The organism is Sphingomonas sp. S-NIH.Pt15_0812 (assembly GCF_003951315.1).
In the GTDB taxonomy this organism is placed as follows: Bacteria; Pseudomonadota; Alphaproteobacteria; order Sphingomonadales; family Sphingomonadaceae; genus Sphingomonas.
In genome coordinates, this window is record NZ_QLJH01000027.1 from 16,903 (window position 1) to 42,941 (window position 26,039).

Here is a 26,039-nt window from a genome sequence, read left to right on the forward strand (position 1 = left end):
CATGAAGTACAACCTGACGCTCGCCGCAGTCGCCGCGCTCGCTTCGGTCGCTTGCCCCGCCGCCGCCTCGGCTGCCGACTACAAATTCGCCCTGACCGGTGATTACACCGCCAGCTGGATCCTGTCGGACGCCCCGGAACTGGTAGCCGCATCCGACCAGGGTCTAAGCATCGCCGATGTCACCGGGACCTTCCCAGGTTCGACCGCGGGCAGCGCCTATCTGGAATTCTTCTCGGCGGGCAATGGCGGCGGCCTGAGCATCTTCGACAACGACTCGCCCGCGCTTCTGGCGAGCCTGGCGGGCACGCAGCTCTACACCGGGATTTACAACGGGGCGGACTGGAAGCCGACCTGGAAAACCGGCAGCTTCACCATGGCCAGTGGCATCGGCGCGGGTGCCTATACGCTGACCATCTCGGCGGTGCCGGAGCCGTCGACCTGGGCGCTGGCGATCCTGGGCATGGCGCTGGTCGGCGGCGCGCTGCGCAGCCGCCGGACGCGGGTCAGCGTCCGCTACGCCTGATCGGCGGACTTCGATCGGGGGCGGCACGCGTCGCCCCCGGCACCCCGGCGGACCGCTCTTTGGATCAGACACGCACCATGAATCACGTCCTCGGCCGCAACCATCCGGTCGACTCCGCGCTCGGCGCCGCGCGCCGGCATCTGGTCTATGCCGCGGTCTTCAGCGGGCTGCTCAACCTGCTCTATCTCGCCCCGACGATCTTCATGCTCCAGGTCTATGACCGGGTGGTGCCGACGCGGGGAACGACGACGCTCTATGCATTGATCGTGATCCTCGCCGTGTCGCTGATCGTGCTGTCGCTGCTCGACCTGGCGCGTATGCGCCTGCTGCTGCGCGCCAGCATCCGGCTGGAGAAGCGTGCGGCCGAACCGATCCTGCACCGCATCCTGGGCGCGACCACCGCCAGTGCGGGCGAGCGGTCCGCCGCGATCCGCAATCTCGACACGCTGCGCAGCGTCATGACCGGCCCGGCGATCCTGGCGCTGTTCGACGCGCCCTGGGCCCCCGTCTACATCATCGTCTGCGTCCTGCTGCATCCGGCGCTGGGGGCGTTCGCGCTGTTCGCCTCGCTGCTGCTCGCCGCGATCGCGCTGGCCAGCGAGCATGCGACCAAGCGCGGCGCGGCCGAGGCGCAGATGCGCGCCGGCATCCAGACCCGCATCCAGGATTATGCGATCCAGACCGCCGAGGTCGCCCGCGCGCTGGGGATGCGCCAGGCGGTGGTGCAGGTGCAGTTGCGCGACCGCGCCGACCTGGTCGGACGGCAGGCGCAGCTCGCCGCGACCTCGGGCGGCTATCTGGCGGTGACCAAGTTCCTGCGCCAGCTCTTCCAGTCGCTGGCGCTGGGCCTGGGCGCGTGGCTGGCGGTGCGGCAGAGCATCTCCATGGGATCGATCTTCGCCGCCTCCCTGCTGGTCGGGCGGGCGCTGGCCCCGGTCGAGCAGATCCTGGGGTCGTGGAAGAACGTGCTGGCGGCGCGCAGCGCCTATGCCGGCCTGTCCGACTTCCTGCGCCGGCCCGATGATACCGCGCCGCGCACCGCGCTGCCGACGCCCAGGGGCCATCTGAGCCTGAGCGGCGTCAGCGTCCAGGCGCCGGGCAGCGACCGGATGCTGCTGCGCGACATTGATTTCACCGCCACGCCGGGCGAGATCGTCGCGCTGGTCGGCCCGAGCGGGGCCGGCAAGTCGACGCTGCTGCGCGTCATGGCGGGCGCGTTGGCCCCCGACAAGGGCGAGGTTCGGATCGACGGCGCCAGCCTGACCGACTGGGACCGCGAGGCGCTGGGCCGCGCGGTCGGCTATATGCCGCAGAGCCCGTCGCTCTTCCCCGCGACCGTCAAGACCAACATCTCGCGTTTCGCCGCCGTGCATCTTGGCGTCGGGCCGGAACTGGACGCGATGGTGGTCGACGCCGCGCAACGCGCCGGCGCGCATGAGGTGATCCAGCATTTCCCGCAAGGCTATGACACGATGCTGGCGATCCGCGAGGCGGGCGGCCTGTCCGCCGGTCAGCGGCAGCTCGTGTCGCTGGCGCGGGCGCTGTTCGGTCGACCGTCGCTGCTGCTGCTCGACGAACCCAATGCCCATCTGGATGTGAATGGCGAGGCGATGCTGATGAAGACCCTGGCGGCGCTGCGTGCGCAGGGGACGACGATCATCGTCTCCACCCATCGCAACAGCCTGCTCCAGGTCGCCGACCGGATGCTGCTGCTGCGGGACGGTGCGATCGAGGCGGTGAATGCCCGGCCGCCGGCGGCGAATGCGGGCGGGGGTGGGGTGCCCGGCGGGATCGTGTCGAGCCTGTCGCCGGTCGCCGCCTCCGGGGAGGCGCGGGCATGACCGCCGCGACGCTCTCCGCGCCCCAGATGACGCCGCGGCCGGCGGGCCCCGTCCTGGACGATTCGCCGCGCCGAGCGCTGCTGCTCGGCGGCATCACCGCCTTCCTGTTCTTCGTGGTGCTGGGCGGCTGGGCGGCGCTGACCCGGCTCGATGCCGCCGCCTTCGGGCAGGGGCAGGTGACGGTCGCCGGCAACCGCCAGCTGGTCCAGAACCGCGCCGGCGGCAATGTCGAGGCGGTGTTGGTCCATGACGGGCAGTTTGTGAAGGCCGGGCAGGTGCTGCTCCGCCTCTCCGCCGCCGAGGCGGTGGCGACCGAGCGGGCGCTGGCGGCGACGGTGATCGACCTGCAAGCACAGCGCGCGCGCCTGGAGGCGGAGCTGGAGGGGCGGCCGATTCGCTGGCCCGCCGAATTCTCCAACGTCGCGTCCGCCGATCGTCCGCTGGTCGAGCGCGCCGAGCGGCTGCAACTGGCCCAGGCGCGGGCGCGTCAGGCGCTGCTCGGCGCGACGCGCGGCGTGCTGCGCAAGCAGGAGGACCAAGTCGCCCAGCAGGCGCGCGGCTATGCGGCGCAGGTCGATGCGACCTCGGTCGAGCGCGCCTCGCTGCGCGCCCAGCTCGACAGCACGCGGCGGCTCGCCGAACAGGGCGTCGTCTCGCGCAACAGCGTCCGTGCGCTGGAACGCTCGATCGCCGAGCTGGACGGCAGCAATGCCGATTTTGCCGCCCGCACCGCCGCGATGCGCGAGCAGATCGCCGGCGCCGAGCAGCAGGTGGCGGAAACCGCGCGCCGGTCGATCGACGATGCCGCGCAGCAATTGCGCGACACCCAGTTCAAGCTGAACGACGCGCTGCCGCGACTGGCGGCGGCGCGCGACCAGGTGGAACGCACGCTGGTCCGCGCGCCGGTCAGCGGCCGGGTGGTCAATCTGCACCTCTTCTCGCCGGGCGCGGTGGTGACGCCGGGCCAGCCGATCCTGGAGATCGTGCCCGACCATGTGCCGCTGATCGTCACCGCGCATTTCGCGCCCGACGACATCGACGGCGTCCGCGCCGGTCTGGCGGCGGAGGTGAAGTTCCTGTCGATCCACCAGCGTGACCTGCCGATCCTGACGGGCCGGATCCGCACCGTCTCCGCCGACAGCCTGCGCGACGAAGCCAGCGGCGCCAGCTACTTCACCGCCGAGATCGTCGTGCCGGACAGCCAGCTCGCCTTGCTGCGCCGGGTCCGGGGCGGGGATACCGGGGTACGGCCGGGCGTGCCGGTGCAGGTCACGGTGACGCTGCGGCCCCGCACCGCGCTCGATTACCTGCTCGAACCGCTGACCGAGGCGACGACCCGCTCCTTCCACGAGCGATAGGGTGAGGGACGGGATGGCGTGCACCGAGCGGCCATCCCGTTCCGATCGGCCGCTTGCGTCCGTCGCCGCGCGTCGTCTCTGGCGCCACGACCTACCCGGTGCGCGGCGTGCCTCTTCCTTCAGATCGAATGTATCGATGGTTCCGGATCGACCTCAACGGAGCTCCATCGAAATCGATCGCGGCGGCCTCCGAATCGGCTTCCACCCTTGCCGCACCGCCCATGCATGTTAGGGTGGCGTCATGTTGAAGACACGAATGAAGCGGCTGAACATCAGCCGTGAGCGCGCGGCGGCGCAACTCACGGCGATCGAGACTTCGATAATCGCGCTGGCCGATGAAGATTTGCTTGATTTTGCCGATATCTTTCGGTCCAAGCCGGATTCGGTGCTTGGCCAATTGGCCTTGGCCGAAATGAAGAAGCGCAATATCAGGCTTTGATCGCGCCGACGACTTTCGCGACGACAACATGAGTATGATGCATGAGTGATGAACTGAACGCCGTCGAGCTCGCCACCGAGCTGACCATCGCCTGGCTGGGCAATCCCAACACCCGCACCACGCCGGACGATGTCCCCGCCTTCCTGCAATCGATGCACGAGGCGGTGTCGAAGCTGGCGACCCCGGTCGAGCCGGTCGCGGAATCGGGCAGCCAGGAGCATGTGCCGGCGGTGAGCGCCCGCAAGTCGCTGGCCTCGCGCGAGCACATCATCTCGATGATCGACGGCAAGCCGTACAAGACGCTGCGCCGCCATCTGGCGACCCATGGCCTGACCCCGGACGATTATCGTCAGCGCTATGGCTTGCGCGCCGATTATCCGATGGTCGCGCCCGCCTATAGCGAGAGCCGCAGCGCCATGGCCAAGACCATCGGCCTGGGCCGCAAGAGCAGCCGGTCCGACGAGGCCGGCGAGGCGTAAGATCGTCGATTTCCTGCGGCAGGGCTGATCCCTGCCGCGCGGTCGGGAGCGGTCGGATGGGAAGCCACCGGCCGCACCGACATGCGGGCACTCGGTCGGCGTCCGCACAGGGCCTTCCCGCCGGTCCGGTTTGACTGCCGGGGGCGGATCGATCCTGTCGACAGGGGCACCGTGGCCGGGGTGCTTCAGTTCGCGTTGCTATTCCCGCAATGCCGTGTCTCTTCGGTCCGGTTCCGCAATAGTGCCGCATGCCGCGCTTCGTCGTGGTTCTCTGCGATATTCGGGCGGCCATTCCTGCCTCTGATCGTCTGGCCACCTTCGCCATGCATCTAATCCACCACAATCGGCGACGTGAAGCGGTCGCCGATCCCGTCGCGTTCGGAGCAACGCCGGACATGACTAGGCTTGGAACGCAGAGGATATAGGACCAGTCCGATGGGGGCAGACGTTCAGCCCCAACGCGCCGATGCAAGTCGCTCCGATCGAGATCAACAGGCTGTTCGCCACGGCTCGAACCAATGATCCCACCAGGCACGCCTTTGTCGAGCTGGCAAGCGGCGCCCGATCGTGAGCAGCGCAGCGGATATGGGCTTGTATCGTCGACGTTGCCTCCAACGTCACTCGTCAAATCGCTACCTGGCACCCGAAGCAGGATCGCGACGCCGGACCATCGTCCCACCATCCCCTATGCCACAATTCAATATGAACAGCGACATATACGCGGCAACACGGCGAAATTTGCCAATAAATGACCGCTACATTCAGGGGGTAAGGATCAATCAAACTTGGTCTGAAATTTTTCGGACAGTAAATCATTCATTCTCGATAATCGGAGGATTCGCGTAAAATGCCTCCGTGGCAGAGATGGCGATGAATCTTGCGCGATTGATATCGAAATCATGATCCGATTGGATCAGCATGTTGACCGATAGATTTCCCCCGATGCTACTGGTGTCCACCCTCAGCCTGCCTGCCTCGGACTTGGAATTTCGAATGGGCATGGTTCCGCCCCGTATTGGGAAACTGGAAAAGGGCAATTGCATCGTTGAAGACGGTTCCGTGGGGAGCGAGTAGTCGGAGGTCATCATTTGAAGCGTATAATCTCCACATATGTAGAGTATCGAATAGCCATTCGGTTTCCCATCGGGATCGCGTGGAACGCCGCGGGGATGCATCGCCGCTTGACTGCAGCCTTCCAGGAAAAGCGTATCGGGGGATACATAGCTGAGGAATCCAGCCTCTGCCGCTGCTTTGCTGATTCTTCTATATCTATCAAAAATGGACTGACGATTTTCTATCGAATCGCTGGTTGCAATAGTTGGTCGATTGACGTCCTGTGAAGGTTAATATTTTGGCAATTGGCGTGAAGCCATTTCTGCCTGTGTGCGTTCAATAAAAATTTATTGCTCGAAAAGTTAGGTCATTGTGCGGCTTGAGACAAAAACGATGCATGTGACATTGCTGATCCTCCGATTGCGTTAAACCATCCTTCCCTATTCATGCAGTCATACCCCTGACTTGTTCGGCAAAAATATACTATCATTTGCATTTTACATGTGTAATGGTGCCTGTTGATGCTATGAGGTTGTGTCATACGTTACCTCATTTGCAACCTGTTCGAGCAAAATCACCGGTCAATACATTTCGGATATCAATACAATATTGCTACCGTTATGTATTATTTACAGCACACGGATGCCGTTTGCGTAAAGGCTGATCACGCTGCAGGGCTATCTCATGGACTCACAGATGTTGTCCGATAGTCTACGTCATTTACGGTTCGCGCTGAACCTGCTCGATATATAGATTGCTGGTATGGTGATTCGTCACGTTAAGTGGTGTCAAGCTCTCGGCGGTGCTCTTCTGGGGCAAGGATGGTCGAGACAGCAGGGGCGGCCGCCAGCCAACCGCTCGTTCGCACCAAGACAGCCAGACTTTTCATCCGTTTCCAGCGACTGCCATCCCGGTCGATCCCGCCTTATCCAGGCCACGCTCTTCCCATTTCCATGACCGGCCACAATCCGGCGTGCCGGGGACGTGCCGATCGATAGCCGCACGTTGAACACGATTCCGTCTTCGACATGCTTTCACGCGTCTGCCGCATCCCTCCTGCGCGGCGGGGCGGAGGGCATGTCAGGAATAAAACCTCCGCAATGGATGTATCGCCCAAACGCTGTTTCTGTATCACCGGGGGACGGTTCCTTGTCGCGACTTGAGGGCCGACGTGGATATGATCCAGCGCGAAGTGCTGAGGTCTCGTGGCGCGGCGCTATCACGCCTGCCCGCTAAGCTGTTCGTGAAAAAGGGGTTAGCCGCGCCGTCAGCAACGCGACGACGCGGCCGTGCCGTGCTTGGACCGGCACCGATCCCGAAAAGGGGGAGGGATCCGGACTTGAACGCGCCACCATCGCTTTGGTTCTCGCCAGACTCCGTTTCGGACCGGTAATGATCCATCGCGGACCGGAAAGCCTTGGGGACAGGCTGGTCGGCGGAGGGCGGCATGATGGATGCGATCGGTGCGCTTGACCGCGTGCTGCAGGAACTGACGCTGTTCGCCGCGGTCGGCCTGGCCATGGGCGGCGTGGACGAATTGCTGGTCGATCTGATCGCGCTCTGGCGGTGGTGCGCATCGCCGCCGCCGTCCCCGATCGCGAGCGAGCGATACGCCTGGGGCCGGATGGCGGTGTTCGTGCCCGCCTGGGAGGAAAGCGAGGTGATCGGCGCGATGCTGACGACCGCGCTGAACCATTATGACCATCCCGATTATCGCCTCTATGTCGGGGCCTATCCCAACGACCCGGCGACGATCGCGGCGGTGCGCCGGGTGATGGCGCGGGACGATCGGGTGCGGCTGGCGATCAATTCGCGGGATGGCCCGACCACCAAGGCCGATTGCCTCAACATCCTGTGGCACCGCTTGCTCGCCGACGATCGTGAAACCGGGACGTCGACCCGGGCCGTGGTGCTGCACGATGCCGAGGATGTCGTCCATGCCGATGAGTTGCGGCTGTTCGACGCGCTGATCGAGCATTGGGCCGTGGTGCAACTGCCGGTCGTGCCGCTGATCCGGCGCGATGCGGGGGTGATGGGGGCGTTGGTCTCCGGAACCTATGCCGATGAATTCGCGGATGCGCATCGCCGGGTGATGCCGGTGCGCACCTTTCTGGGGGCGGCGATGCCGCTGGCGGGTACGGGATGCGCGATCGACCCGGCGATGCTGGCCCGGATCGCCGCGGCGCGCGGCGGTGATCCGTTCGATCCGGTCAGCCTGGTCGAGGATTACGAACTGGGCCTGCGCATCGCCGAACTGGGCGGGCGCGGATGTTTCGTGCGTCGGCGCGATGCCAGTGGACGGCTGATCGCGGTGCGCGCCTACTTCCCGCATCGCGTCGCCGATTCGGTCCGGCAGAAGTCGCGCTGGCTGGCCGGCATCGCCTTTGCCGGCTGGGATCGGACCGGCTGGGGGCGGGCCCGCGCGATTGGCGAGAACTGGATGCGGATGCGCGACCGTCGCGGGCCGCTCGCCTTGCTCATCCTGCTCGCCAGCTATGTCGCGCTGCTCGGCTGGGGCGCGCGCTGGTCGCTGGATCATTTGATCGGGCTCGCGGCACCGGCTCTTCCCGACGGGCTGATAGCCGTGCTGGCGGTGAACGGGATGCTGCTGGGCTGGCGGCTGGTGGTGCGGGCGTGGACGACCGGGCGGGGCTATGGCTGGCGGCAGGCGCTGCTGTCCGCGCCGCGCCTGTTCCTGGGCAATTATATCGCGTTGCTCGCCGGGCGGGCAGGGGCCGTGCGCTATGTCGGGATGCTGCGCGGCGCGGCCCCCGCCTGGGGCAAGACCCGGCACGACTTTCCGGCGGTGGCCGAGCGGTGACGGGCGGCCGGCCGTTCCGCTTCCTGGCGACCACGCTCGGCCTGTGGATCGGCGGCCGGGTGCTCCTGCTCTGGCCAGAGATCGACTCGGTCGCGAAGCTGGTGGAGGCGATCGTCCCGCCCGTCGCGGCGCTGGCGATCGCACCGGAACCCTCGATATCCACAGCCCGTCCTTCCACGTCCGCCAAGAGGGACATGCAAAAGTTATCCACAGCTTTTCCCCAAGAAATACCCACGGCGCCGATGGTGGCGCAGTTAGCCGGCGACCCGACGCCCGGACCGCCGGTCATCGAGCCGCCCAGGCCCCTGCTATTGCCCGAACGGCCGCTGCGGCATGTCATGGCGGCCTCGCGCTGGACGGGGAGCGGCTGGCTGATCCTGCGCGGCGGTGCGCCGCTGGCGAATGCCGCCCAGCTCGGCGGCGCACAGGTCGGCGGGCGGATCGGCTATGCCATGGACCGGGACCGGCACGTCGCGCTGTCGATCCGCGCCATGGCCCCGTTGCATGGGCGCGGAGCCGAGGTCGCGGCCGGCCTCGACTGGCAGCCGACGCCCGCGCCGGTGCATGTGCTGGCGGAGAAGCGGATCGCGGTGGATGGCGGGCGCGACGGCACGAGCCTGACGCTGGTCGGTGGGCTAGACCCGACCCGCATTCTCGGCGACTGGCGGATCGAGGGCTATGGCCAGGCGGGGATGATCGCCCGCCACGGCACGTCGGCGGAGGGCTTCGCCGATGGCGCGGTGCGATTGAGCCGACCGGTGGCGGAGCGCGGCGCCACCGGGTTGGACCTTGGTCTCGGCTTGTGGGGCGGCGTGCAGCGCGGCGCGGGGCGGCTGGACCTCGGCCCCAGCCTCGCGTTGATCGTGCCGGCGGGCGAGCGACGGCTGCGGTTCACGCTCGACTGGCGGCAGCGGGTGGTGGGGAATGCGGCGCCCGGTTCGGGGCCTGCATTGTCGGTCGGCACCAACTTCTGATCGCCCGAAAAACCGGCGCAGGGGACGGCGGGGGTTGGGCTGGGCGGCGACCCGCGCTACCAGCACCGGGTGGACCTGTATTTGCCCATCGCCAATCTGTCGGTCAACGCGCTGGTGATCGTGCTGCTGGGCGGCGGCGTCGGCCTGTTGTCGGGGATGTTCGGGGTCGGCGGCGGGTTCCTGACCACGCCGCTGCTGATTGTCTACGGCATCCCGCCGACCGTGGCCGCCGCCTCCTCCGCCAGCCAGGTGACGGGGGCCAGCGTATCGGGCGTCTTCGCTCACCTGCGGCGCAAGGGCGTCGACTTCAAGATGGGCGGCGTGCTGGTCGCGGGCGGCATCACCGGCACCTTCGCGGGGGCGTGGATCTTCCGCCAGCTCCAGGCGCTCGGCCAGATCGATACGGTGATCGCGGTCGTCTATGTGGTGATGCTGAGCTGGATCGGCGGCACCATGGCGCGCGAGGCGACGACCACCATCCTGCTCGCCCGGCGCGCCCAGCCGCCCCGCCCGCGCAAGCGCCGCCACCATCCGCTGGTCGCGGCGCTGCCGCTGCGCACGCGCTTCTATGCCTCGGGCCTCTATATCTCGCCGCTCGCGCCGCTGATGCTCGGCTTCGTCACCGGCATTCTGACCATCCTGCTGGGCGTCGGCGGCGGTTTCATCCTGGTGCCGGCGATGATCTATCTGCTTGGCATGGCGACCAGCGTGGTGGTGGGGACCAGCCTGTTCCAGACGCTGTTCGTCACTGCCATGGCGACGATGGTCCATGCGACGACCACCAAGGCGGTGGATATCGTGCTCGCCGGGCTGTTGCTGATCGGATCGGTGACGGGCGCGCAGGTCGGCGCGCGGTTCGCGACGCGGGTGAAGCCCGAATATCTGCGGCTGGCGCTGGCGGTGATCGTGCTGCTGGTCGGGGTACGTATCCTCCTGGGGCTGGTCTGGCGGCCGGGGGAGATCTTCACGGTTTCGGTGTCGTGACGCGGGGCTGGCCGGGCCTGGCGCTGCTGCTCGCCGCGCCACTGCTGATGGGCCAGGCCAAGCCGGTGCTGGTGCCCGACGTGTCGCAGCGGCAGGTCGACATCGCCTATTCCTTCACCGGCGCGGACCTGTTGCTGTTCGGCGCGATCCTCTATCCCGGCGGCCGCGTGCCGGAGGGTGAGCGGCCGGCGGACATCGTGGTGGTGGTCAAGGGCCCGACCCAGTCGATCCTGCTGCGCGAGAAGGAGAAGGTGGCCGGCATCTGGGTCAATGCGCAGAGCGCGCGCTATCGCTCCGCGCCGTCCTTCTACAGCGTCGCCGCGTCGCGGCCGATCCGGTCGCTGGTCGACGATCGCACCCGCGCCATCTACGAACTGGGGCTGGACAGCCTGCAACTCTCCCCCACCTCGACCGCGCCGCCCGATGTGCAGGCGCGGTTCGGACGCGGGCTGGTCGAGCTGAAGCAGCGCGCCGGCCTCTATGTCGAGGCGCCGCGCGCGGTGGAGATCACCGACGGCGTGCTCTACCGCGCACGCGTCACCATCCCGGCGCGCGTGCCGGTCGGGCGTTTCACCGCCGAGACCTTCCTGATCCGCGACGGCCGGGTGCTGGCGGCGGCGGTGCGCGATATCGACATCCGCAAATCCGGGTTCGAGCGATATGTCGCCCGCGCCGCCGACCGGCACGAGCTGGTCTATGGCCTGATCGCGGTGATGCTGTCGGTCGGGCTGGGCTATCTGGCCGGCTGGGTCGCGCGACGCCTGTAGCGGCGGCGATCCAGCGCCGCGCGCAAGGCCTTCGATTGCTTCGCTGCGCGCAACGACGAAGGAAAGCGTCGGCACGGGCCGTGCGGACACGCTTCCTTTACCTCGGCCATGGCACGGACGCGGAACGCAAATTCCACGCGCTCTGCGAAAGGCCGTCCATGACCCTGATGCCCGGCAGCGATGCCTTCGCCCGCATCGCGCCGTCCGACCCGGAGGCCGCGATCGGCCGGGTGGTCGCGATCGACGGCGCGTCCAGCCGGGTGACGATCGATCCGGTCGCCATCGATCGCCTGGGGGAGGATGCCGACCCCACGCTCGCCGCCGCCGGGCAGGTCGGCAGCCTGGTGCGGATGCGGATCGGCGCCACCTGGCTGATCGCCAATATCCGTGCGCTGCGGCTGGACATGGCGGACGGCGCGATCGTCGCCGATATCGATTTCCTGGGCGAGGGCGACCAGGACCAGGCGACCGGCGCGCTGCATCGCTTCCGGCGCGGCGTCACCCGCTATCCGATGCCGGGCACCCCGGTATGGCCCGTCACCACCGCCGACCTGCGCCAGGTCTATGCCGCCGGCGACACCGCGCAGATCGGCATCGGCACCGTCTATCCGACCGAGGATATCCGCGCCTCGCTGTCGGTCGATGCGATGCTGGGCAAGCATTTCGCGCTGGTCGGCTCGACCGGCACCGGCAAGTCGACCGCGACCGCGCTGATCCTCCACCGCATCTGCGACATGGCCCCGCACGGCCATATCCTGATGATCGACCCGCATGGCGAATATGCCGCCGCCTTTCGCGGCAATGGCGCGATCCTGGACGTCGGCAATCTGCAACTGCCCTATTGGCTGATGAACTTCGAGGAACATTGCGAGGTGTTCCTGACCGCCGCCGGGGCGGACCGGCAGGTCGATGCCGACATCCTGGCCAAATGCCTGCTCGCCGCCCGCGCCAAGAGCCGGCTGGGGCAGGAGATCGGCAAGCTGACGGTCGACGCGCCGGTGCCTTATCTATTGTCCGACCTGACGGCGATCCTGTCGCAGGAGATGGGCAAGATGGACCGGGCGGGCGACACCGCCCCCTATCTGCGGCTGAAGGCGAAGATCGACGAGATCAAGGCCGATCCGCGCTACGGCTTCATGTTCTCCGGCCTGTTGGTGGCGGATACGATGGCGGCGTTCCTGGCGCGGGTGTTCCGCCTGCCGGGCGACGGCAAGCCGATCGCGATCATCGACGTGTCGGGCGTGCCGTCGGACATCACCGCCGTGGTGGTGGCGGTGCTGGCACGGATGACCTTCGACTATGCGATCTGGTCGCGCGCCGAGCCGCGCCGCCCGATCCTGCTGATGTGCGAGGAGGCGCATCGCTACGTCCCCGCCGGGGCCGACACCGCCTCGTCGGTCGGGCGCATCCTGGGGCGGATCGCCAAGGAGGGGCGCAAATATGGCGTCAGCCTGGGGCTGGTGACTCAGCGGCCGTCCGACCTGGCGGAAGGCGTGCTGTCGCAATGCGGCACGATCATCGCGATGCGGCTGAACAACGAGCGCGACCAGGCCTTTGTCCGCGCGGCGATGCCGGAGGGCGCGCGCGGCTTCCTCGATTCGATCCCGGCGCTGCGCAACCGCGAGGCGATCATCTGCGGCGAGGGCGTGACCATCCCCTTGCGCGTCGCCTTCGACGTGCTGGAGGAATCGCGTCGTCCGGCCTCGGGCGATCCGCTCTTCTCCGAATTGTGGCGCGATGTGGGGGGCGAGGAGGGCATCGTCGCCCGCACCATCCAGCGCTGGCGCGCGCAGGGGCGGGGATAGAAAGGCACCACCCGTCGACTTCGCGGTTTCGCGCGTTATGGCAGTCGCATGACCGATCCCCAGCCGACTCCCCAGCCGCCCGTCGCCGCGCAACGCCCGCACAGCTTCACCCGGCACGGCGTCACCATCGACGATCCCTATGCCTGGCTGAAGGACCCGGACTATCCGGAGGTCGGCGATCCCGACATCCTCGCCTATCTGGAGGCGGAGAACGCCTATTTCGAGGCGGTGATGGCGCCGCACCGGCCGCTGGTCGACCGGCTGTACGAAGAGATGAAGGCCCGCATCAAGGAGGATGAATCCTCCGTGCCGCAAAAGGATGGCGACTGGCTCTACTGGGCGGCGTTCGAGACCGGCGGGCAATATCGCAAATGGTGGCGCAAGCCGGTCGCGGGCGGCGCGGACCAGTTGCTGCTCGACGAACCCGCGCTGGCGGAGGGCAAGGAATATTTCAGCCTGGGCGCCTTCGCGGTGTCGAACGACGGCCGCCATCTGGCCTATGCGATCGACGACAACGGGTCGGAGCGGTTCACCATCCATGTCAAGGAGCTGACCAGCGGCGCGCTGCTGCCGGAGACGATCCCCGGCATGTTGTCCGACATCGTCTGGACCGCCGATGACAGCGGCTTCCTCTATGGCCTGGCGAACGAGCAGTGGCGCACCGACAATGCCCGCTTTCACCGGCTGGGCACGCCGGTCGCGCAGGATGTCGAACTCTATCGCGAGGCGGACGAGGGATACCGCGTCGCGGTGGCGGAGACGAGCGACCGGCAATGGCTGGTGATCGGCACCGGCGACCATGTGACCAGCGAGGTGCGGCTGCTGCCCGCGAACGATCCCCTGGCCGCGCCGATCCTGGTCGCGCCGCGCCAGCCGGGCCGCGAATATGATGTCGACGCGCATGGCGGCACGCTGTTCATCCACACCAACGACACCGATCCGATGTGGCGGCTGTGCACCGCGCGCATCGACGCGCCGGGCGAGTGGCAGGAGCTGATCGCACCGGACGCGCGCTTCTACATGACCGGGGTGGAATGCTATCGTGACTTCTTCGTGGTCGAGGGGCGCGAGGACGGGCTCGATCAGATCGCGATCCACCGCTATGACGACCCCACCACGCCGCAACGCATCGTCTTTCCGGAGGCGAGCTATGCCGCAGGGCTCGGCGACAATCCCGAATATGCGGTCGACCGGTTGCGGTTGGGCTATGAGTCGATGGTCACGCCCGGCACCGTCCAGGATTATGACGTCGCGACCGGCGCGCTCACCACGCTGAAGGTGCAGGAGATCCCCTGCGGCTATGACGCGGCGAAATACCGGACCGAGCGGCTGAAGATCGCGGCGCGCGACGGCACCGAAATCCCCGTGTCGATCGTCTATCCGGCCGGCTTCGTCCGAGACGGATCGCGGCCGCTGTTCCTCTATGCCTATGGCGCCTACGGCCATGCCATCCCGCCGGGCTTCTCGACCGGGCGGTTGAGCCTGCTCGACCGGGGCTTCGCCTATGCCATCGCGCATATTCGCGGCGGCGACGATCTGGGCCAGCAATGGTATCGTGACGGCAAGCTGGAAAAGCGCACCAACACCTTCAACGACTTCGTCGACGTGGCCCGGGGCCTGATCGCGGACGGCTGGACCAGTGCCGGGCGGATCGCCACCGCCGGCCGGTCGGCGGGCGGCGAACTGATGGGCGCGATCGTCAACTCGGACCCGGAATTGTGGGGCGCGGTGATCGCCGACGTGCCGTTCGTCGACGTGCTCAACACGATGCTCGACGCCGACCTGCCGCTGACGCCGGGCGAATGGCCCGAATGGGGCAATCCGATCGAGGACAAGGCGGCATTCGACCTGATCCGCGGCTACAGCCCCTATGACAATGTGCGGGCGCAAGCCTATCCGCCGCTGTTCATCTCGGGCGGGCTGAACGACCCGCGCGTCACCTATTGGGAGCCGGCGAAATGGGCGGCGCGGCTGCGCGCCACCAAGACCGACGACAACATCCTGCTGCTCAAGACCAATATGGGCGCGGGCCATGGCGGCAAGTCGGGCCGGTTCGAATCGCTGCGCGAGGGCGCGGAGGAACATGCCTTCGTCCTGTGGCAGCTCGGGATCGAAGGGTGACGCTGCCCGAACTGATCGCCCATTACGGCCTGCCCGCGCTGTTCGTCGGCGCGGCGGTCGAGGGCGAGACGGTGGTGGTCGCCGGCGGGGTGGCGGCGCATCAGGGGTTGTTGCCGCTGGCGGGCGCGATGATCGCCACCGCCACCGGCAGCTTCGCCGCCGACCAGGCCTGGTTCGCGGCGGGGCGGCATTTCCGCGATCATCGCCGCGTGCAGCAGGCGCGCGCAAAGCCCGCCTTCGCCAGGGCGATCCGGTGGCTGGAACGCTATCCGATCGGCTTCATCTTCGCCTTTCGCTTCCTCTACGGCCTGCGCACGGTCAGCCCGATCGCGATCGGCACGACGCGGGTGCCGGCGCGCACCTTCGTGCTGGTCAATGCCCTGTCGGCGGCGGTGTGGGGCGTGATCTTCACGAGCATCGGCTATCTGTTCGGCCAGGCGTTCGAGCAGCTGGTCGGGCGGGTCACCCAGCACTGGCCCTGGGCGGTCGCGGCGCTGGCGGTGGTCGGGATCGGCTTCGCGCTCCTGCGCTGGCGGAAAGGACGACAGGCATGAACCGCTTCACCCAGGTCATCACCGCGCAAGACGCCGACATCGACATCCTCGGCCATGTCAACAATGCGGTCTGGGTGCGCTGGATCCAGGACCTCGCCGGCGCGCATTGGGAAGCGGTGGCGCCGCCCGATCAGCAGGCCGCCTATGTGTGGGTCGTGACCCGGCACGAGATCGACTATCGCGGCAACCTGGCGGCGGGCGAGTCGGTGACGGCGGAGACCTGGGTCGCGTCCCCGCGCGGCGCGCGGTTCGACCGGCATGTCCGCTTCACCGGCATGGACGGGCGGGTGAAGGTGGAGGCGGTGACCACCTGGGCCCTGATCGACCGCGCCACCGGCCGGCTGCTGCGCGTCCGCCCCGAAATCGCCGAACGGTTCCTGTCGGACACATCAGGGACATAATGTGGCAATGCGGATGGTGTAGGGCCGGCTGGCAGTCAGCAACCGCTGCTGTACACATTCATTGTGTCACTACGGGCTACGGGCGACGTCTGCATCCGGCAGGCGTCGCCCGTGGTTTACCCGGGGTGGTGCGGCAGCGGTTTTCGCGAAGTGGCACAGGGCTGCGGGCCAGCACCGTGCCTCTTCTTCCAACCTGTTCCCCGGCGAAGGCCGGGGCCCAGTTGGGAAAGTTTTGGTAACGGAGCGCTGCACGTCGTCATCATCGTCCCCCAACTGGGCCCTGTCCCCCGCCGGGGAGCAGAAGAGGATGGAACCCTTCGCGCAACCCTTCACCCCGAATTGCGCAATCCCGTGGCGATGGCGTTGATCGACAGCAGGATGCCCTCGCCGATCCGCTCGTCCTGCTCGCCTGCGCGATGGCGCTTCATCAGTTCGATCTGGAGCAGGTTGAGCGGCTCGATATAGGGCAGGCGCAGCCGGATCGAGGCCTCCAGCGCCGGGCTCTTCTCCAGCAGGCGCGACTGGCCGGTGGCGGCGAGCAGCCCCGCCTCGGTCAGGCTCCAGGCGTCGCGGATCGTATCGAAATGGCGGCGCAGGCCCGGTTCGACCAGATCGGCATAGCGCGCCGCCACCGCCATGTCGGACTTGGCGAGCACCATCTCCAGATTGGCGAGCGTCGCCGCGAAGAAGGGCCAGCCCGCCGCCATCTCGGCGAGCAGCGGCTTGTCCTCGAACGCCGCGATCGCCTGCCCGACGCCGTACCAGCCGGGCAGCATCACCCGTGCCTGCGCCCAACTGAACACCCAGGGGATGGCGCGGAGATCCTCGATCCGGTCCGACTTGGTGCGGCTGGCCGGGCGGCTGCCGATCTTGAGATTGGCGATTTCCGCGATCGGCGTCATCTGGCGGAAGAAGGTGCGGAAATCATCCGAGCCATAGACCAGCTCGCGATAGTGGCGGAACGCCGCGCCCGACAGGCGGTCCATCGCGTCGGCGAAGGTCGCGCTCTCGCGCTCCGAAAGCTGCGGCGGCTCCAAGCTGGCGAGGATGGCGGCCGAGGCCATGGCCTCCAGGTTGGTCATGGCGCTTTCGCGCGTGCCATATTTGGCGGCGATCACCTCGCCCTGTTCGGTGATGCGGATGCGGCCCTGCACCGTGCCGTGCGGCTGCGCGCGGATCGCGGAGAAGGAGGAGCCGCCGCCACGCCCCACCGCGCCGCCACGCCCGTGGAACAACTGCATCCGCACGCCGGCCTCGGCAAAGACGGGGGCCAATGCGGTCGACGCCTTGGACAGGCTCCAGGTCGAGGTCAGATAACCACCGTCCTTGTTGCTGTCCGAATAGCCGATCATCACCTCCTGGTTGCCGCGCCGGCGGGCGAGCGCTGCGACCTCGGGCAAGGCGAACCAGCCGGCCATGATGCCGGGCGCGGCCTCCAGATCCTCGATCGTCTCGAACAGCGGCACCGCCATCACCGCCGCCTGCGGGGCCTCGCCCGCCGCGCCGGGGCGGTAGAGGCCCGCCTCCTTGAGCAACAGGTGGATTTCGAGCAGGTCGGACACCGACTTGCCCATCGAGCAGATATAGCGCGCGATGCAGGCCGCGCCGTAGCGGGCATGGGCGGCCCCGGCGGCGCGCACCACGCCCAGTTCGGACGCGGTCTCGTCCGAATAGCCGTGATAGGGATCGGTGAGCGGCCGGGGCGAGGCGAGCTCGCGACGGAGCAGCGCGACGCGCGCCGCCTCGTCCAGCGCGGCATAGTCGCGTTCCACCCCCGCGACCGACAGCAGTTCGGCGACGACGCGCTCGTGGACGGCGCTGTTCTGGCGCAGGTCGAGCGTGGCGAGGTGGAAGCCGAAGATGTCGACCGCGCGGATCAGCCGGCCGAGCGCGCCGCTCGACCCCAGCGTCCCGCCGCCGCGCGTCGCCAGCGCTCGCGCGATCGCGACCAGATCGGCGCGGAACGCCTGCGGGTCGGGATAGCGCGCGCCCGTCAACGCGCCGGGGCGGGGCGGGGCGTTGCCGGTCAGCGCCTGATAGGTGGCGGCGAGGCGGGCATAGATGCCGGAAATGGCGCGGCGGAACGGCTCGTCCTGGCGGCTGGCGGCGGTGTCGCCGCTGGCATCGGCCAGCGCCAGCACCGCCGGGTCGACCTGCGCGCGCAAGGAAGAGATGGACAGTTCCGCGCCCAGCGCATGGAGCGTATCGAGATAATGGCCGATCACCGTCTCGGCCGCGCGGGCCAGCGCCAGCGTCAGGCTGTCGGCGGTGACGTTGGGATTGCCGTCGCGGTCGCCGCCGATCCAGCTGCCCGGCTTCAGGAAGCTCGGCACCCGGCCGCCCAGTGCGCGGTCCCAGCGCTGGTAGAGCGCGGGCATCGCCGGCAGGAACACGTCGCGCAGATAGGAAAGCGTCGTCTCCACCTCGTCCGCCACGCCCAGCCGTTCGCGGCGCAGCGCGCGCGTCTGCCACAAGAGCGCGACCTGGCGCTGGATCGCCTCGTCCACCGCGTCGCCGTCCGTCGTCTCGGTACGACCGGCATCGCGCATCGCCATCAGCTCGGCGATGCGGTTGCGATGGTCGATCATGCTCTTGCGGCGCACCTCGGTCGGGTGCGCGGTCAGCACCGGCATCACCAGGGCTTCGGACAGGAGCGCGGTCACCTGCGCGCGGTCGATGCCCTGACCGGCCAGCCGCTCCAGCGCGGCGGCGACATCGGCTCCCTGTTCGGCGGCGATGCCCTGGCGATCCTCGGCCAGATTGGCGAGCATCGAGAAGAGCATGAAGCCGCGCACGAAGTCGATCGTCTCGTCCAGGTCGAGCCGTTCGAGCTGGAGGTCGACCGTCGCGCCGTCGCCGCCATTGCGATGCCGCTCGACCGAGGCGCGGCGGATCGTCTCCGTCGCCTCGAACAGCGCCTCGCCGCCATAGTCGCGGATCACGTCGCCAAGCAGCGTGCCGAGATAGCGGATGTCGGGGTTGTTCGCGATCGAGGGAAGACTGGCCATGGCGCCTCTGCTGCGCTGCGGTGAAAGTCAGGTCAAGCCACGATCGCGCGCTTACACGAACAATTGTTACGCATACCTATGCAGCGGTGACAGATTCGTTCGGTTGCGCTCAGGGAACCGGAATCACCGACCCGGTAGGCATGGGAGCCGGTTGCGGGTTGCGGCGATAGGTTTCGCGCTCCTCCGACGTCACCGTACCGTCCCGGTTCAGGTCCATCCGGTCGAACCGCGCCAGCATCCCTTCGGAAAATTCGGTCGCGGTGATCTTGCCGTCGTGATTGCGGTCGAGTTCCAGAAGACGCGAATTGTTGCGCGGCATCTCCGTCCGGTCGATCACGCCGTCGCCGTCGCGGTCGAGCGCGTGGAAGCGGCGCTCCATCATCCCGCCGAAATCGAGCCGCGACGTGACCGACGGCGGGGTGAAGCCGGCGGCGGCGGCCTGGTGATCGGCCTGTGCCATCTTATGTTCCGGGTCCTTGCCGCATCCACCCAAAGCCAGCGCTGCCAGCATCGTGGCCGTCGCCAATCCCCCGTTCGTCACCCGCATCAATGGCTCCCGTTCCTGTTAGGCCTGCAACTCAACGTCCCAATAGAGCCAGTCGTGCCATGTCTCGTGCAGGTAGTTGGGCGGGAAGGCGCGGCCATGTTCCTGGAGATGCCAGTTGGTCGGCCGGATCGGCTCGACATGCAGCGGCATCGCCGCCTCGCGCGGGGTGCGGCCGCCCTTTTTCAGGTTGCACGGCGCGCAGGCGGTCACGACATTCTCCCAGGTCGTCCGCCCGCCATAGGCGCGGGGGATGACATGGTCGAAGGTCAGGTCGCGGCCGACCCCGCAATATTGACAGGCGAACCGGTCGCGCAGGAACAAGTTGAAGCGGGTGAAGGCGGGAAATTGCGACGGCTTCACATATTGCTTCAGTGCGATCACCGATGGCAGCTTCAACGCGAAATTGGCGCTGCGCACCTCCCGCTCGTAATGGGCGACGATGTCGACGCGGTCCAGGAACACCGCCTTGACCGCCGTCTGCCACGGCCAGAGGCTGAGCGGATAATAGGACAGCGGCGTATAGTCCGCATTGAGCACGAGCGTGGGGCAACTATCGGGATGTCGGATCAGGTCGGGATGAAACACGGGCCCTCCCAAGCAAAACCGGAAGTGCTTTGGCCGACCGGCGTGACACAGTCATGACAATGGACGACAAGACAGCACGGACCGTGATGCCGGGTCAAGTGCGGACACGATTTGCCCCTTCCCCGACCGGGGCGCTGCATCTCGGCCATGCCTGGTCCGCGATCCTGTCCCATGACTTTGCCGTAACGCACCAGGGCGCGTTCCTGTTGCGGATCGAGGATATCGACGGCACCCGCTCGCGGCCCGAACATGTCGCGGGCATATTGGACGACCTCGCCTGGCTGGGGTTGCGGTATGACGGGCCGGTCTTCCAGTCGGGACGGCTGGCCGGCTATGCCGCCGCGCTCGACCGGCTGAAGGCGATGGACCTGGTCTATCCCTGTTTCTGCACGCGCGCGGAGATCGCCGCCAGCCTGTCCGCGCCGCACGGGGCGACCGCCGCCTATCCGGGCACCTGCCGCCGCCTGACCCCGGCCGCGGCGCGGGCGCGGATGGGCGAGCCGCATTGCTGGCGGCTGGACTTGGCGCGCGCGATGGTGCTGGCGGGACCGCTCGACTGGTCCGATCACGGCCGGCGCATCGCGGCCGATCCCGGCCCCCAAGGCGATGTGGTGCTGGCGCGCAAGGATGCCCCGGCCAGCTATCATCTGGCGGTGACGCTGGACGATGCCGCGCAAGGCGTCACCGATATCGTGCGCGGGCTCGACCTGTTCGACGCGACGCATGTCCACCGGCTGCTCCAGGCCCTGCTCGACCTGCCGACGCCCCGTTACCACCACCACCCGCTGCTGACCGGCCCGGACGGGCGGCGGCTGGCCAAGCGCGACGGCGCCCCCAGCCTCGCCGCGATGCGCGCCGCCGGGCAGGACGGGCGGGCGCTGGCGGAGGCGTTGCGGAACGGTGAATTGCCCGCTGGTCTTTCGCCGGCAAAGCCTTAAGTTACCCGCATGAACACCTTCCTCACCCTGCTGCTCATCGCCGCGATGATCGCGACGGTGGTGGCGCTCGTGCGCGGGGTGATCGCCTTCCTCCAGGAATCCACCGCGCAGGTGAAGAAGGGCGAGGGACCGAGCCAGGCATCGCTGAAATCCAACCGGATGATGCAGCAGCGCGTCTTCTTCCAGGCGCTGGCCATCCTGATCGTGGTCGTGATCCTGTTCGCGGCCGGGCGGACCTGATCTGGTCAAGCTGACGAAAATCTACACGCGCACCGGCGACGACGGCACCACCGGGCTGGTCGATGGCAGTCGCGTGCGCAAGTGCGACGCGCGCATGGAAGCGATCGGCGACGTCGACGAGGCGAACAGCGCGATCGGCGTGGCGCTGGTGCCGGTGCCCGCCGGGCCGATCCGCGACGCGCTGCTGCTGATCCAGAACGACCTGTTCGACTTGGGCGCGGACCTCGCCACCCCGGCCGGGGAGGGCGAGGATTTCGCCCCATCGGCGATGGTGCTGCGCATCGTGCCGGCCCAGGTCGATCGGCTGGAGGCGGCGATCGATGCCGCCAATGCCGATCTGTCGCCGCTCCGCAGCTTCATCCTGCCCGGGGGTTCGCCGGCGGCGGCGGCGCTGCATCTGGCGCGCGCGATCACGCGCCGCGCGGAGCGCGCGATGGTGGCGGTCGATGCGCCGATCAATCCGGCGGCGCTATCCTACATCAACCGTTTGTCGGATTTCCTGTTCGTGGCCGCCCGGGCGCTGAACCAAAACGGATCAGGGGACGTTCTTTGGGTTCCGGGGGGAGCGCGCTGATCGATCGTCGGCCGTGCGCCTGGACAGGAGCAGGTGGATGGCGACGGCGGTTTTGGCAATCGATGCAACGCTGGAGGCGCGATTCGCGCATGTCCGCGCACTAAGCCTCGCGCTGACCGATCGCCTGTCCGATGCGGACGCCACGGTCCAGTCGATGCCCGACGCCTCGCCGGCCAAATGGCATCTGGCGCATACCACCTGGTTCTTCGAGACCTTCGTCTTGCGCGACCATGTGCCCGGCTATCGGCTGCACGACGATCGCTGGCCCTTCCTGTTCAACAGCTATTACGAGGCCGAGGGACGCCGCCACGCCCGCCACCGACGCGGGATGATCACCCGCCCCGACCTGGCCGAAGTGCGGGCCTATCGCGCGCATGTCGACGCCGCCCTGACTCAGGCGCTGCCGACCCTGTCGGCGGCGGCGCGGGACCTGGTCGCGCTCGGCTGCCATCATGAGGAGCAGCATCAGGAACTGCTGGTCACCGACCTGATTCATCTCTTCAGCGAGAACCCGCTGGAACCGGCGCTCTATCCGCCCGCCCGGCGCGGCCCCTCGGCCTTGCCCGCCGAGACCGGCTGGTGGACGCATCCCGGCGGCATCGTGCGGATCGGTCATGCTGGCGACGGCTTCGCCTTCGACTGCGAGGGGCCCCGGCACGAGACGTTGCTCAGCGCCCACAAGCTCGCCGACCGCACCGTCACCAATGGCGAATGGGCCGCCTTCATCGCCGATGGCGGCTATCGCGAACCGCGCTGGTGGCTGGCCGATGGCTGGGCCTGGGTGAAGGCGGAGGCGATCGAGGCGCCGCTCTACTGGCAGCAGGGCGCGGAGGGCTGGACGCAGTTCGGGCTGGACGGTCGCCGACCGGTCGATCCCGCCGCGCCCGTGACTCATATCAGCTTCTTCGAGGCCGACGCCTATGCCGCCTGGGCCGGCGCCCGCCTGCCGACCGAGGCGGAGTGGGAGGCGCATGCCGCCACGCAGGACTCCCTCGGCGGACGGCAGCTGGACGCCGCCGGGGTGATCGAGCCGGTCGCCGCCGCCGGCGCGCCGATGTTCGGCAATGTCTGGGAATGGACCGGCAGCGCCTATCGTCCCTATCCGGGCTTCCACGCCGCCGAAGGCGCGGTCGGCGAATATAATGGCAAGTTCATGAGCGGACAGTTCGTGCTGCGCGGCGGTTCCTGCGCGACGCCGCGCGGCCATGTCCGCGCCTGTTACCGCAACTTCTTCTACCCCCATCAACGCTGGCAGTTCACCGGCCTGCGCCTGGCAAAGGATCTCTAGATGCTGAAACCCGAGGGTGAGGACGGTCTGCGCAGCCTGACCGACCCCGCATTCCGCGCCGATGTGCTCGTTGGGCTGGAGCGTCGCCCGCGCGCGATCCCGGCGCGCTGGTTCTACGACCGGCGCGGGTCGGAACTGTTCGAGGCGATCACCGACCTGCCCGAATATTACCCTACCCGGACCGAGACGGCGATCCTGGAGACGATCTGCCCGACCCTGCACGATCTGGTCGGGACGGGCCGGGCGGTGGTGGAGTTCGGCTCCGGCTCCTCGACCAAGACGCCGGTGGTGCTGCGCTGCGTCGAGCCTTCGGCCTATGTGCCGATCGACATCTCCGGCGATTTCCTGCGCGAATCGTCGCGCGCGCTGGCGGCGCAGTTTCCCGATCTGACCGTGTTGCCGTTCGAGGCGGATTTCCTGAAGCCGCTGACGCTGCCGGCGGCGGTGGCGGACCGGCCGAAGCTGGGCTTCTTCCCCGGCTCGACGATCGGCAACATGACGCCGGCCATGGCCTGCGACCTGCTGCGCGCGATGCGCTCGTCGCTGGGCGAGGGGGCGATGCTGCTGATCGGCATGGACCGGATCAAGGACCCGGCCGTGCTGGTCCCCGCCTATGACGATGCGGCGGGCGTGACGGCGGCGTTCAACCTGAACCTGGTCGAGCGGATCAACCGCGAACTGGACGGCACCATGCCACCGGCCGGCTTCCGTCACCGCGCGATCTGGAACGACGACCGCGCGCGGATTGAGATGCATCTGGAGGCGGTGCGCGACATCGCCTTCACGGTCGACGGCCGATCCTTCGCCATGGCGGCGGGGGAGACGATCCACACCGAGAACAGCCACAAATACGGCCCCCGCGACGCGCGAATCCTGCTGCGCACCGGCGGCTGGACGCCGGTGGCGGAATGGACCGATCCCGACGGGCTGTTCGCGGTCTATCTGGCGGAAGCCCAGGCGGAGCGGGTCGCGCCGTAAGGCTAGTTCACGCGGAGGCGCCAAGACGCCGGGATGGTGCGTGCGATGTGATCGGCGATCCCGACCCCACGCTCGTGGACGGCATATGGCCGCCGTATCGTCTCCGCGTCACCAGCGTGATCTGACCCCTATTGCGCGGGTACGTGCATCGATCAGTCCCGCACCACCCGCGTCCGCCAGGTGGTGAGGTAGTTCGGATTGCCCCGGCACTCGCGCATCTCGCTCTGTTCGGTCAGGCGCAGGCGGGTGCCGTCCCATACCAGGCTCTGCACCAAGCCGCAGTCGCCCAGGCCGCGGCCCTTGGCATAGCCGGTGAGCACGCCGTCCTTCCAAACGGCGTTGACCAGTTCGGGCACCGGGCCGTCGCCCTCCGCACCGGTTTCCGCGAAGCCGATCGGTGCATCCACCCGGACCGGCGCCCAATCCCGGCCCTGCGAGACGAAGAGCGCCGCCAGCAGATTATACGCCCCCATCGAGCAGGGCACGATCAGCAGCGTGCGGCCGCCACCCAGCGCATGGGCTTCGGGCGGCAGCGTGCCGGCGGGATTGTCGGCGGGCACGTCCATTGCGCACCCGGCCTGCTTGCGCAGCCGGTCGAGCGTCGGCGCATCGATCGCGGCGGGCCGGCCGGCCGGCCGGACCATGCGGACGACCGGCAACGGCGCGGCGGCGGGGACGTTGGTCGCCGGCGCGTCGCCCTTGGCCATCACGGCGGTGACCGTGCCGGCGCGGCCCTGCTCGGCATCGATATGGCGCAGCGCCGCCGCGGCGCCGCGCAACGACACGGTGGCCAATGTGCGCTGCCCCGACAGGATCGCCAGCCGCTTGGCATCGGCCATGGCGGCGACGATCGCGGCGGCGGGCGCACCGGACAGCCCGCCGGCCAGCGACAGGCGGCGGCCGTCGATCGACACCGCATCGGGGGCCGGGCTGTGGTCCGCCAGCGCGTCGAAGGCGAGGTCGAACCCGCCCCGGGGGCCGGGCGCGCGGGAGACGGTCATCGTCAGCTTGGGCCAGTCGACGCCGAAATCCTCGCCCAGCGAGGTCATCGCGCAACGGCGGACATTGTCGCAGCCGACCGCCCAGTCGCCAAAGGTCTTGAGGGCGCCGGGATGCGGAGTCACCGGCGCGTCGCGCGTCGTCATCGATGCCGGCGCGGTGGCGGTCGGCTTCGCGCCATTGTCCGGCGTGGCGGCGACGCCGTCCGGTGCGCTCGCCTGCGTGCAGGCAGCGAGGCCGACCGTGAGAAGAAGAATGCGCTTCAGGTCGACCTCCCAGGATTTCGGAGGATCAGTGGGCCGTCGACTCGGCCGTATCCTCGCCCGTCTCGGCCCCGTCGGCGGGGCGTTCGAACCACGCCTCGACCGGGCCGTTCAGCTTGATCGTCAGCGGCCGGCCCTGGCGGTCGACCTTCTTGCCGAGCCCGACCCGGATCCAGCCCTCGGAGATCGAATATTCCTCGACGTCGCGGCGCTCCGCACCCTTGAAGCGGATGCCGACGCCACGCTCCAGCGCGGCCTGGTCGAAGAAGGGGCTGTCGGGGTTGATCGCGAGATGGTCGGGAGGCGTATCGGTCATGCCCGGCGCTTAGCGCAACCACCGCCGGCTCGGCCACAAAAAAGCGGCGTGGGAAGACCCACGCCGCCGATCGCCTTACTGGCAGACGCGTACGGGGACGCGATAGCCATATTGGTCGTAACGCCACTGCGTCCAGCATTGCGGCTGGTAGTAGTTGTCGTAGTAATAGTCGCGATAGACGGG

24 protein-coding genes are annotated in these 26,039 nt (G+C 68.1%); 18 read left to right on the forward strand and 6 right to left on the reverse strand.

Going from position 1 to position 26,039, the window contains the following annotated elements:
* The first annotated feature begins 1 nt into the window (after position 1).
* The 5 genes from BRX43_RS15530 (at position 2) to BRX43_RS15550 (ending at position 4,640) form a co-directional block, all read left to right on the forward strand.
* Positions 2 to 523: a PEPxxWA-CTERM sorting domain-containing protein gene (locus BRX43_RS15530; protein WP_125996008.1), complete on the forward strand. Its 522-nt coding sequence runs from the start codon at positions 2 to 4 to the stop codon at positions 521 to 523.
* Between the two features lie 77 nt (positions 524 to 600).
* Entirely contained in the window at positions 601 to 2,364 is a 1,764-nt protein-coding gene (locus BRX43_RS15535) for a type I secretion system permease/ATPase (protein WP_125996009.1), read from the forward strand.
* Entirely contained in the window at positions 2,361 to 3,722 is a 1,362-nt protein-coding gene (locus BRX43_RS15540; protein ID WP_125996010.1) for an HlyD family type I secretion periplasmic adaptor subunit, read from the forward strand. Before BRX43_RS15535 ends, BRX43_RS15540 begins: the two co-directional genes overlap by 4 nt.
* Positions 3,723 to 3,978: 256 nt before the next feature.
* Positions 3,979 to 4,161, forward strand: coding sequence for a hypothetical protein (locus tag BRX43_RS15545; protein WP_125996011.1), 183 nt, complete (start codon positions 3,979 to 3,981; stop codon positions 4,159 to 4,161).
* A 41-nt stretch (positions 4,162 to 4,202) separates the two neighbouring features.
* A complete protein-coding gene (locus BRX43_RS15550) occupies positions 4,203 to 4,640 on the forward strand; it encodes a MucR family transcriptional regulator (RefSeq protein WP_125996012.1) in 438 nt (145 codons plus the stop codon).
* 812 nt (positions 4,641 to 5,452) lie between these two features.
* Here BRX43_RS15550 and BRX43_RS15555 read toward each other — a convergent pair.
* Positions 5,453 to 5,728, reverse strand: coding sequence for a hypothetical protein (locus BRX43_RS15555; RefSeq protein WP_125996013.1), 276 nt, complete (start codon positions 5,726 to 5,728; stop codon positions 5,453 to 5,455).
* A gap of 1,412 nt (positions 5,729 to 7,140) precedes the next feature.
* On the opposite strand from BRX43_RS15555, the gene BRX43_RS15560 reads away from it, so the two are divergent.
* The 8 genes from BRX43_RS15560 to BRX43_RS15595 all read left to right on the forward strand — a co-directional run bounded on the left by BRX43_RS15560 (position 7,141) and on the right by BRX43_RS15595 (position 16,120).
* Positions 7,141 to 8,514 (forward strand): glycosyl transferase family protein, encoded by a 1,374-nt coding sequence (locus BRX43_RS15560; protein WP_125996014.1) that lies wholly within the window; start codon positions 7,141 to 7,143, stop codon positions 8,512 to 8,514.
* 245 nt (positions 8,515 to 8,759) lie between these two features.
* A complete protein-coding gene (locus BRX43_RS15565) occupies positions 8,760 to 9,488 on the forward strand; it encodes a hypothetical protein (protein WP_241214993.1) in 729 nt (242 codons plus the stop codon).
* A gap of 69 nt (positions 9,489 to 9,557) precedes the next feature.
* Positions 9,558 to 10,472 (forward strand): sulfite exporter TauE/SafE family protein, encoded by a 915-nt coding sequence (locus BRX43_RS15570; RefSeq protein WP_125996016.1) that lies wholly within the window; start codon positions 9,558 to 9,560, stop codon positions 10,470 to 10,472.
* 47 nt (positions 10,473 to 10,519) lie between these two features.
* Positions 10,520 to 11,239, forward strand: a complete 720-nt coding sequence (locus tag BRX43_RS15575) for a TIGR02186 family protein (protein WP_125996030.1) — start codon at positions 10,520 to 10,522, stop codon at positions 11,237 to 11,239.
* 158 nt (positions 11,240 to 11,397) lie between these two features.
* Positions 11,398 to 13,044 carry a DUF87 domain-containing protein gene (locus tag BRX43_RS15580; RefSeq protein ID WP_125996017.1) on the forward strand — a complete coding sequence of 549 codons (1,647 nt, stop codon included), beginning with the start codon at positions 11,398 to 11,400 and terminating at the stop codon, positions 13,042 to 13,044.
* A gap of 48 nt (positions 13,045 to 13,092) precedes the next feature.
* Complete coding sequence (locus tag BRX43_RS15585) at positions 13,093 to 15,165, forward strand: S9 family peptidase (RefSeq protein ID WP_125996018.1); 2,073 nt, start codon at positions 13,093 to 13,095, stop codon at positions 15,163 to 15,165.
* Positions 15,162 to 15,719 (forward strand): DedA family protein, encoded by a 558-nt coding sequence (locus BRX43_RS15590; RefSeq protein WP_125996019.1) that lies wholly within the window; start codon positions 15,162 to 15,164, stop codon positions 15,717 to 15,719. Before BRX43_RS15585 ends, BRX43_RS15590 begins: the two co-directional genes overlap by 4 nt.
* Positions 15,716 to 16,120, forward strand: coding sequence for an acyl-CoA thioesterase (locus BRX43_RS15595; protein WP_125996020.1), 405 nt, complete (start codon positions 15,716 to 15,718; stop codon positions 16,118 to 16,120). The genes BRX43_RS15590 and BRX43_RS15595 overlap by 4 nt, the downstream gene beginning before the upstream one ends.
* 329 nt (positions 16,121 to 16,449) lie before the next feature.
* Here the strand turns inward: BRX43_RS15595 and ppc are convergent, their stop codons facing one another.
* The 3 genes from ppc to BRX43_RS15610 form a co-directional block, all read right to left on the reverse strand.
* Positions 16,450 to 19,128: a phosphoenolpyruvate carboxylase gene (gene ppc, locus BRX43_RS15600; protein WP_125996021.1), complete on the reverse strand. Its 2,679-nt coding sequence runs from the start codon at positions 19,126 to 19,128 to the stop codon at positions 16,450 to 16,452.
* 109 nt (positions 19,129 to 19,237) lie between these two features.
* Positions 19,238 to 19,675, reverse strand: coding sequence for a hypothetical protein (locus tag BRX43_RS15605; protein ID WP_241214994.1), 438 nt, complete (start codon positions 19,673 to 19,675; stop codon positions 19,238 to 19,240).
* Between the two features lie 18 nt (positions 19,676 to 19,693).
* The gene (locus BRX43_RS15610) at positions 19,694 to 20,260 is read right to left on the reverse strand and encodes an HNH endonuclease (RefSeq protein WP_125996022.1); all 567 of its coding nucleotides are present in this window, start codon (positions 20,258 to 20,260) and stop codon (positions 19,694 to 19,696) included.
* A gap of 86 nt (positions 20,261 to 20,346) precedes the next feature.
* Here BRX43_RS15610 and gluQRS point away from each other — a divergent pair, with 86 nt between their 5' ends.
* The 5 genes from gluQRS to egtD are packed head-to-tail and all read left to right on the forward strand — an operon-like array spanning position 20,347 to position 24,278.
* Positions 20,347 to 21,198 (forward strand): tRNA glutamyl-Q(34) synthetase GluQRS, encoded by an 852-nt coding sequence (gene gluQRS, locus BRX43_RS15615; protein WP_125996032.1) that lies wholly within the window; start codon positions 20,347 to 20,349, stop codon positions 21,196 to 21,198.
* A 9-nt stretch (positions 21,199 to 21,207) separates the two neighbouring features.
* Entirely contained in the window at positions 21,208 to 21,438 is a 231-nt protein-coding gene (locus BRX43_RS15620; protein WP_125996023.1) for a twin transmembrane helix small protein, read from the forward strand.
* Between the two features lies 1 nt (position 21,439).
* Positions 21,440 to 22,012: a cob(I)yrinic acid a,c-diamide adenosyltransferase gene (locus BRX43_RS15625; protein WP_125996024.1), complete on the forward strand. Its 573-nt coding sequence runs from the start codon at positions 21,440 to 21,442 to the stop codon at positions 22,010 to 22,012.
* 37 nt (positions 22,013 to 22,049) lie between these two features.
* Positions 22,050 to 23,300, forward strand: a complete 1,251-nt coding sequence (gene egtB / locus BRX43_RS15630) for an ergothioneine biosynthesis protein EgtB (RefSeq protein ID WP_125996025.1) — start codon at positions 22,050 to 22,052, stop codon at positions 23,298 to 23,300.
* Positions 23,301 to 24,278: an L-histidine N(alpha)-methyltransferase gene (egtD, locus tag BRX43_RS15635; protein WP_125996026.1), complete on the forward strand. Its 978-nt coding sequence runs from the start codon at positions 23,301 to 23,303 to the stop codon at positions 24,276 to 24,278.
* Between the two features lie 152 nt (positions 24,279 to 24,430).
* On the opposite strand, the gene BRX43_RS15640 is transcribed toward egtD, so the two are convergent.
* Positions 24,431 to 25,423 (reverse strand): DUF1176 domain-containing protein, encoded by a 993-nt coding sequence (locus BRX43_RS15640; protein WP_125996027.1) that lies wholly within the window; start codon positions 25,421 to 25,423, stop codon positions 24,431 to 24,433.
* A 145-nt stretch (positions 25,424 to 25,568) separates the two neighbouring features.
* Positions 25,569 to 25,856: a DUF3297 family protein gene (locus BRX43_RS15645; RefSeq protein WP_125996028.1), complete on the reverse strand. Its 288-nt coding sequence runs from the start codon at positions 25,854 to 25,856 to the stop codon at positions 25,569 to 25,571.
* Between the last annotated feature and the right edge of the window lie 183 nt (positions 25,857 to 26,039).

Coding starts and splice junctions, on each gene's coding strand:
- BRX43_RS15535 (WP_125996009.1), top strand. CDS start 601: ATGAATCACGTCCTCGGCCGCAACCATCCGGTCGACTCCGCGCTCGGC.
- egtD (WP_125996026.1), top strand. CDS start 23,301: ATGCTGAAACCCGAGGGTGAGGACGGTCTGCGCAGCCTGACCGACCCC.
- BRX43_RS15550 (WP_125996012.1), top strand. CDS start 4,203: ATGAGTGATGAACTGAACGCCGTCGAGCTCGCCACCGAGCTGACCATC.
- gluQRS (WP_125996032.1), top strand. CDS start 20,347: ATGCCGGGTCAAGTGCGGACACGATTTGCCCCTTCCCCGACCGGGGCG.
- BRX43_RS15540 (WP_125996010.1), top strand. CDS start 2,361: ATGACCGCCGCGACGCTCTCCGCGCCCCAGATGACGCCGCGGCCGGCG.
- BRX43_RS15645 (WP_125996028.1), bottom strand. CDS start 25,856: ATGACCGATACGCCTCCCGACCATCTCGCGATCAACCCCGACAGCCCC.
- BRX43_RS15560 (WP_125996014.1), top strand. CDS start 7,141: ATGATGGATGCGATCGGTGCGCTTGACCGCGTGCTGCAGGAACTGACG.
- BRX43_RS15595 (WP_125996020.1), top strand. CDS start 15,716: ATGAACCGCTTCACCCAGGTCATCACCGCGCAAGACGCCGACATCGAC.
- BRX43_RS15605 (WP_241214994.1), bottom strand. CDS start 19,675: ATGCGGGTGACGAACGGGGGATTGGCGACGGCCACGATGCTGGCAGCG.
- BRX43_RS15585 (WP_125996018.1), top strand. CDS start 13,093: ATGACCGATCCCCAGCCGACTCCCCAGCCGCCCGTCGCCGCGCAACGC.
- BRX43_RS15575 (WP_125996030.1), top strand. CDS start 10,520: ATGGGCCAGGCCAAGCCGGTGCTGGTGCCCGACGTGTCGCAGCGGCAG.
- BRX43_RS15640 (WP_125996027.1), bottom strand. CDS start 25,423: ATGACGACGCGCGACGCGCCGGTGACTCCGCATCCCGGCGCCCTCAAG.
- ppc (WP_125996021.1), bottom strand. CDS start 19,128: ATGGCCAGTCTTCCCTCGATCGCGAACAACCCCGACATCCGCTATCTC.
- BRX43_RS15620 (WP_125996023.1), top strand. CDS start 21,208: ATGAACACCTTCCTCACCCTGCTGCTCATCGCCGCGATGATCGCGACG.
- BRX43_RS15580 (WP_125996017.1), top strand. CDS start 11,398: ATGACCCTGATGCCCGGCAGCGATGCCTTCGCCCGCATCGCGCCGTCC.
- BRX43_RS15545 (WP_125996011.1), top strand. CDS start 3,979: ATGAAGCGGCTGAACATCAGCCGTGAGCGCGCGGCGGCGCAACTCACG.
- BRX43_RS15530 (WP_125996008.1), top strand. CDS start 2: ATGAAGTACAACCTGACGCTCGCCGCAGTCGCCGCGCTCGCTTCGGTC.
- BRX43_RS15555 (WP_125996013.1), bottom strand. CDS start 5,728: ATGATGACCTCCGACTACTCGCTCCCCACGGAACCGTCTTCAACGATG.
- egtB (WP_125996025.1), top strand. CDS start 22,050: ATGGCGACGGCGGTTTTGGCAATCGATGCAACGCTGGAGGCGCGATTC.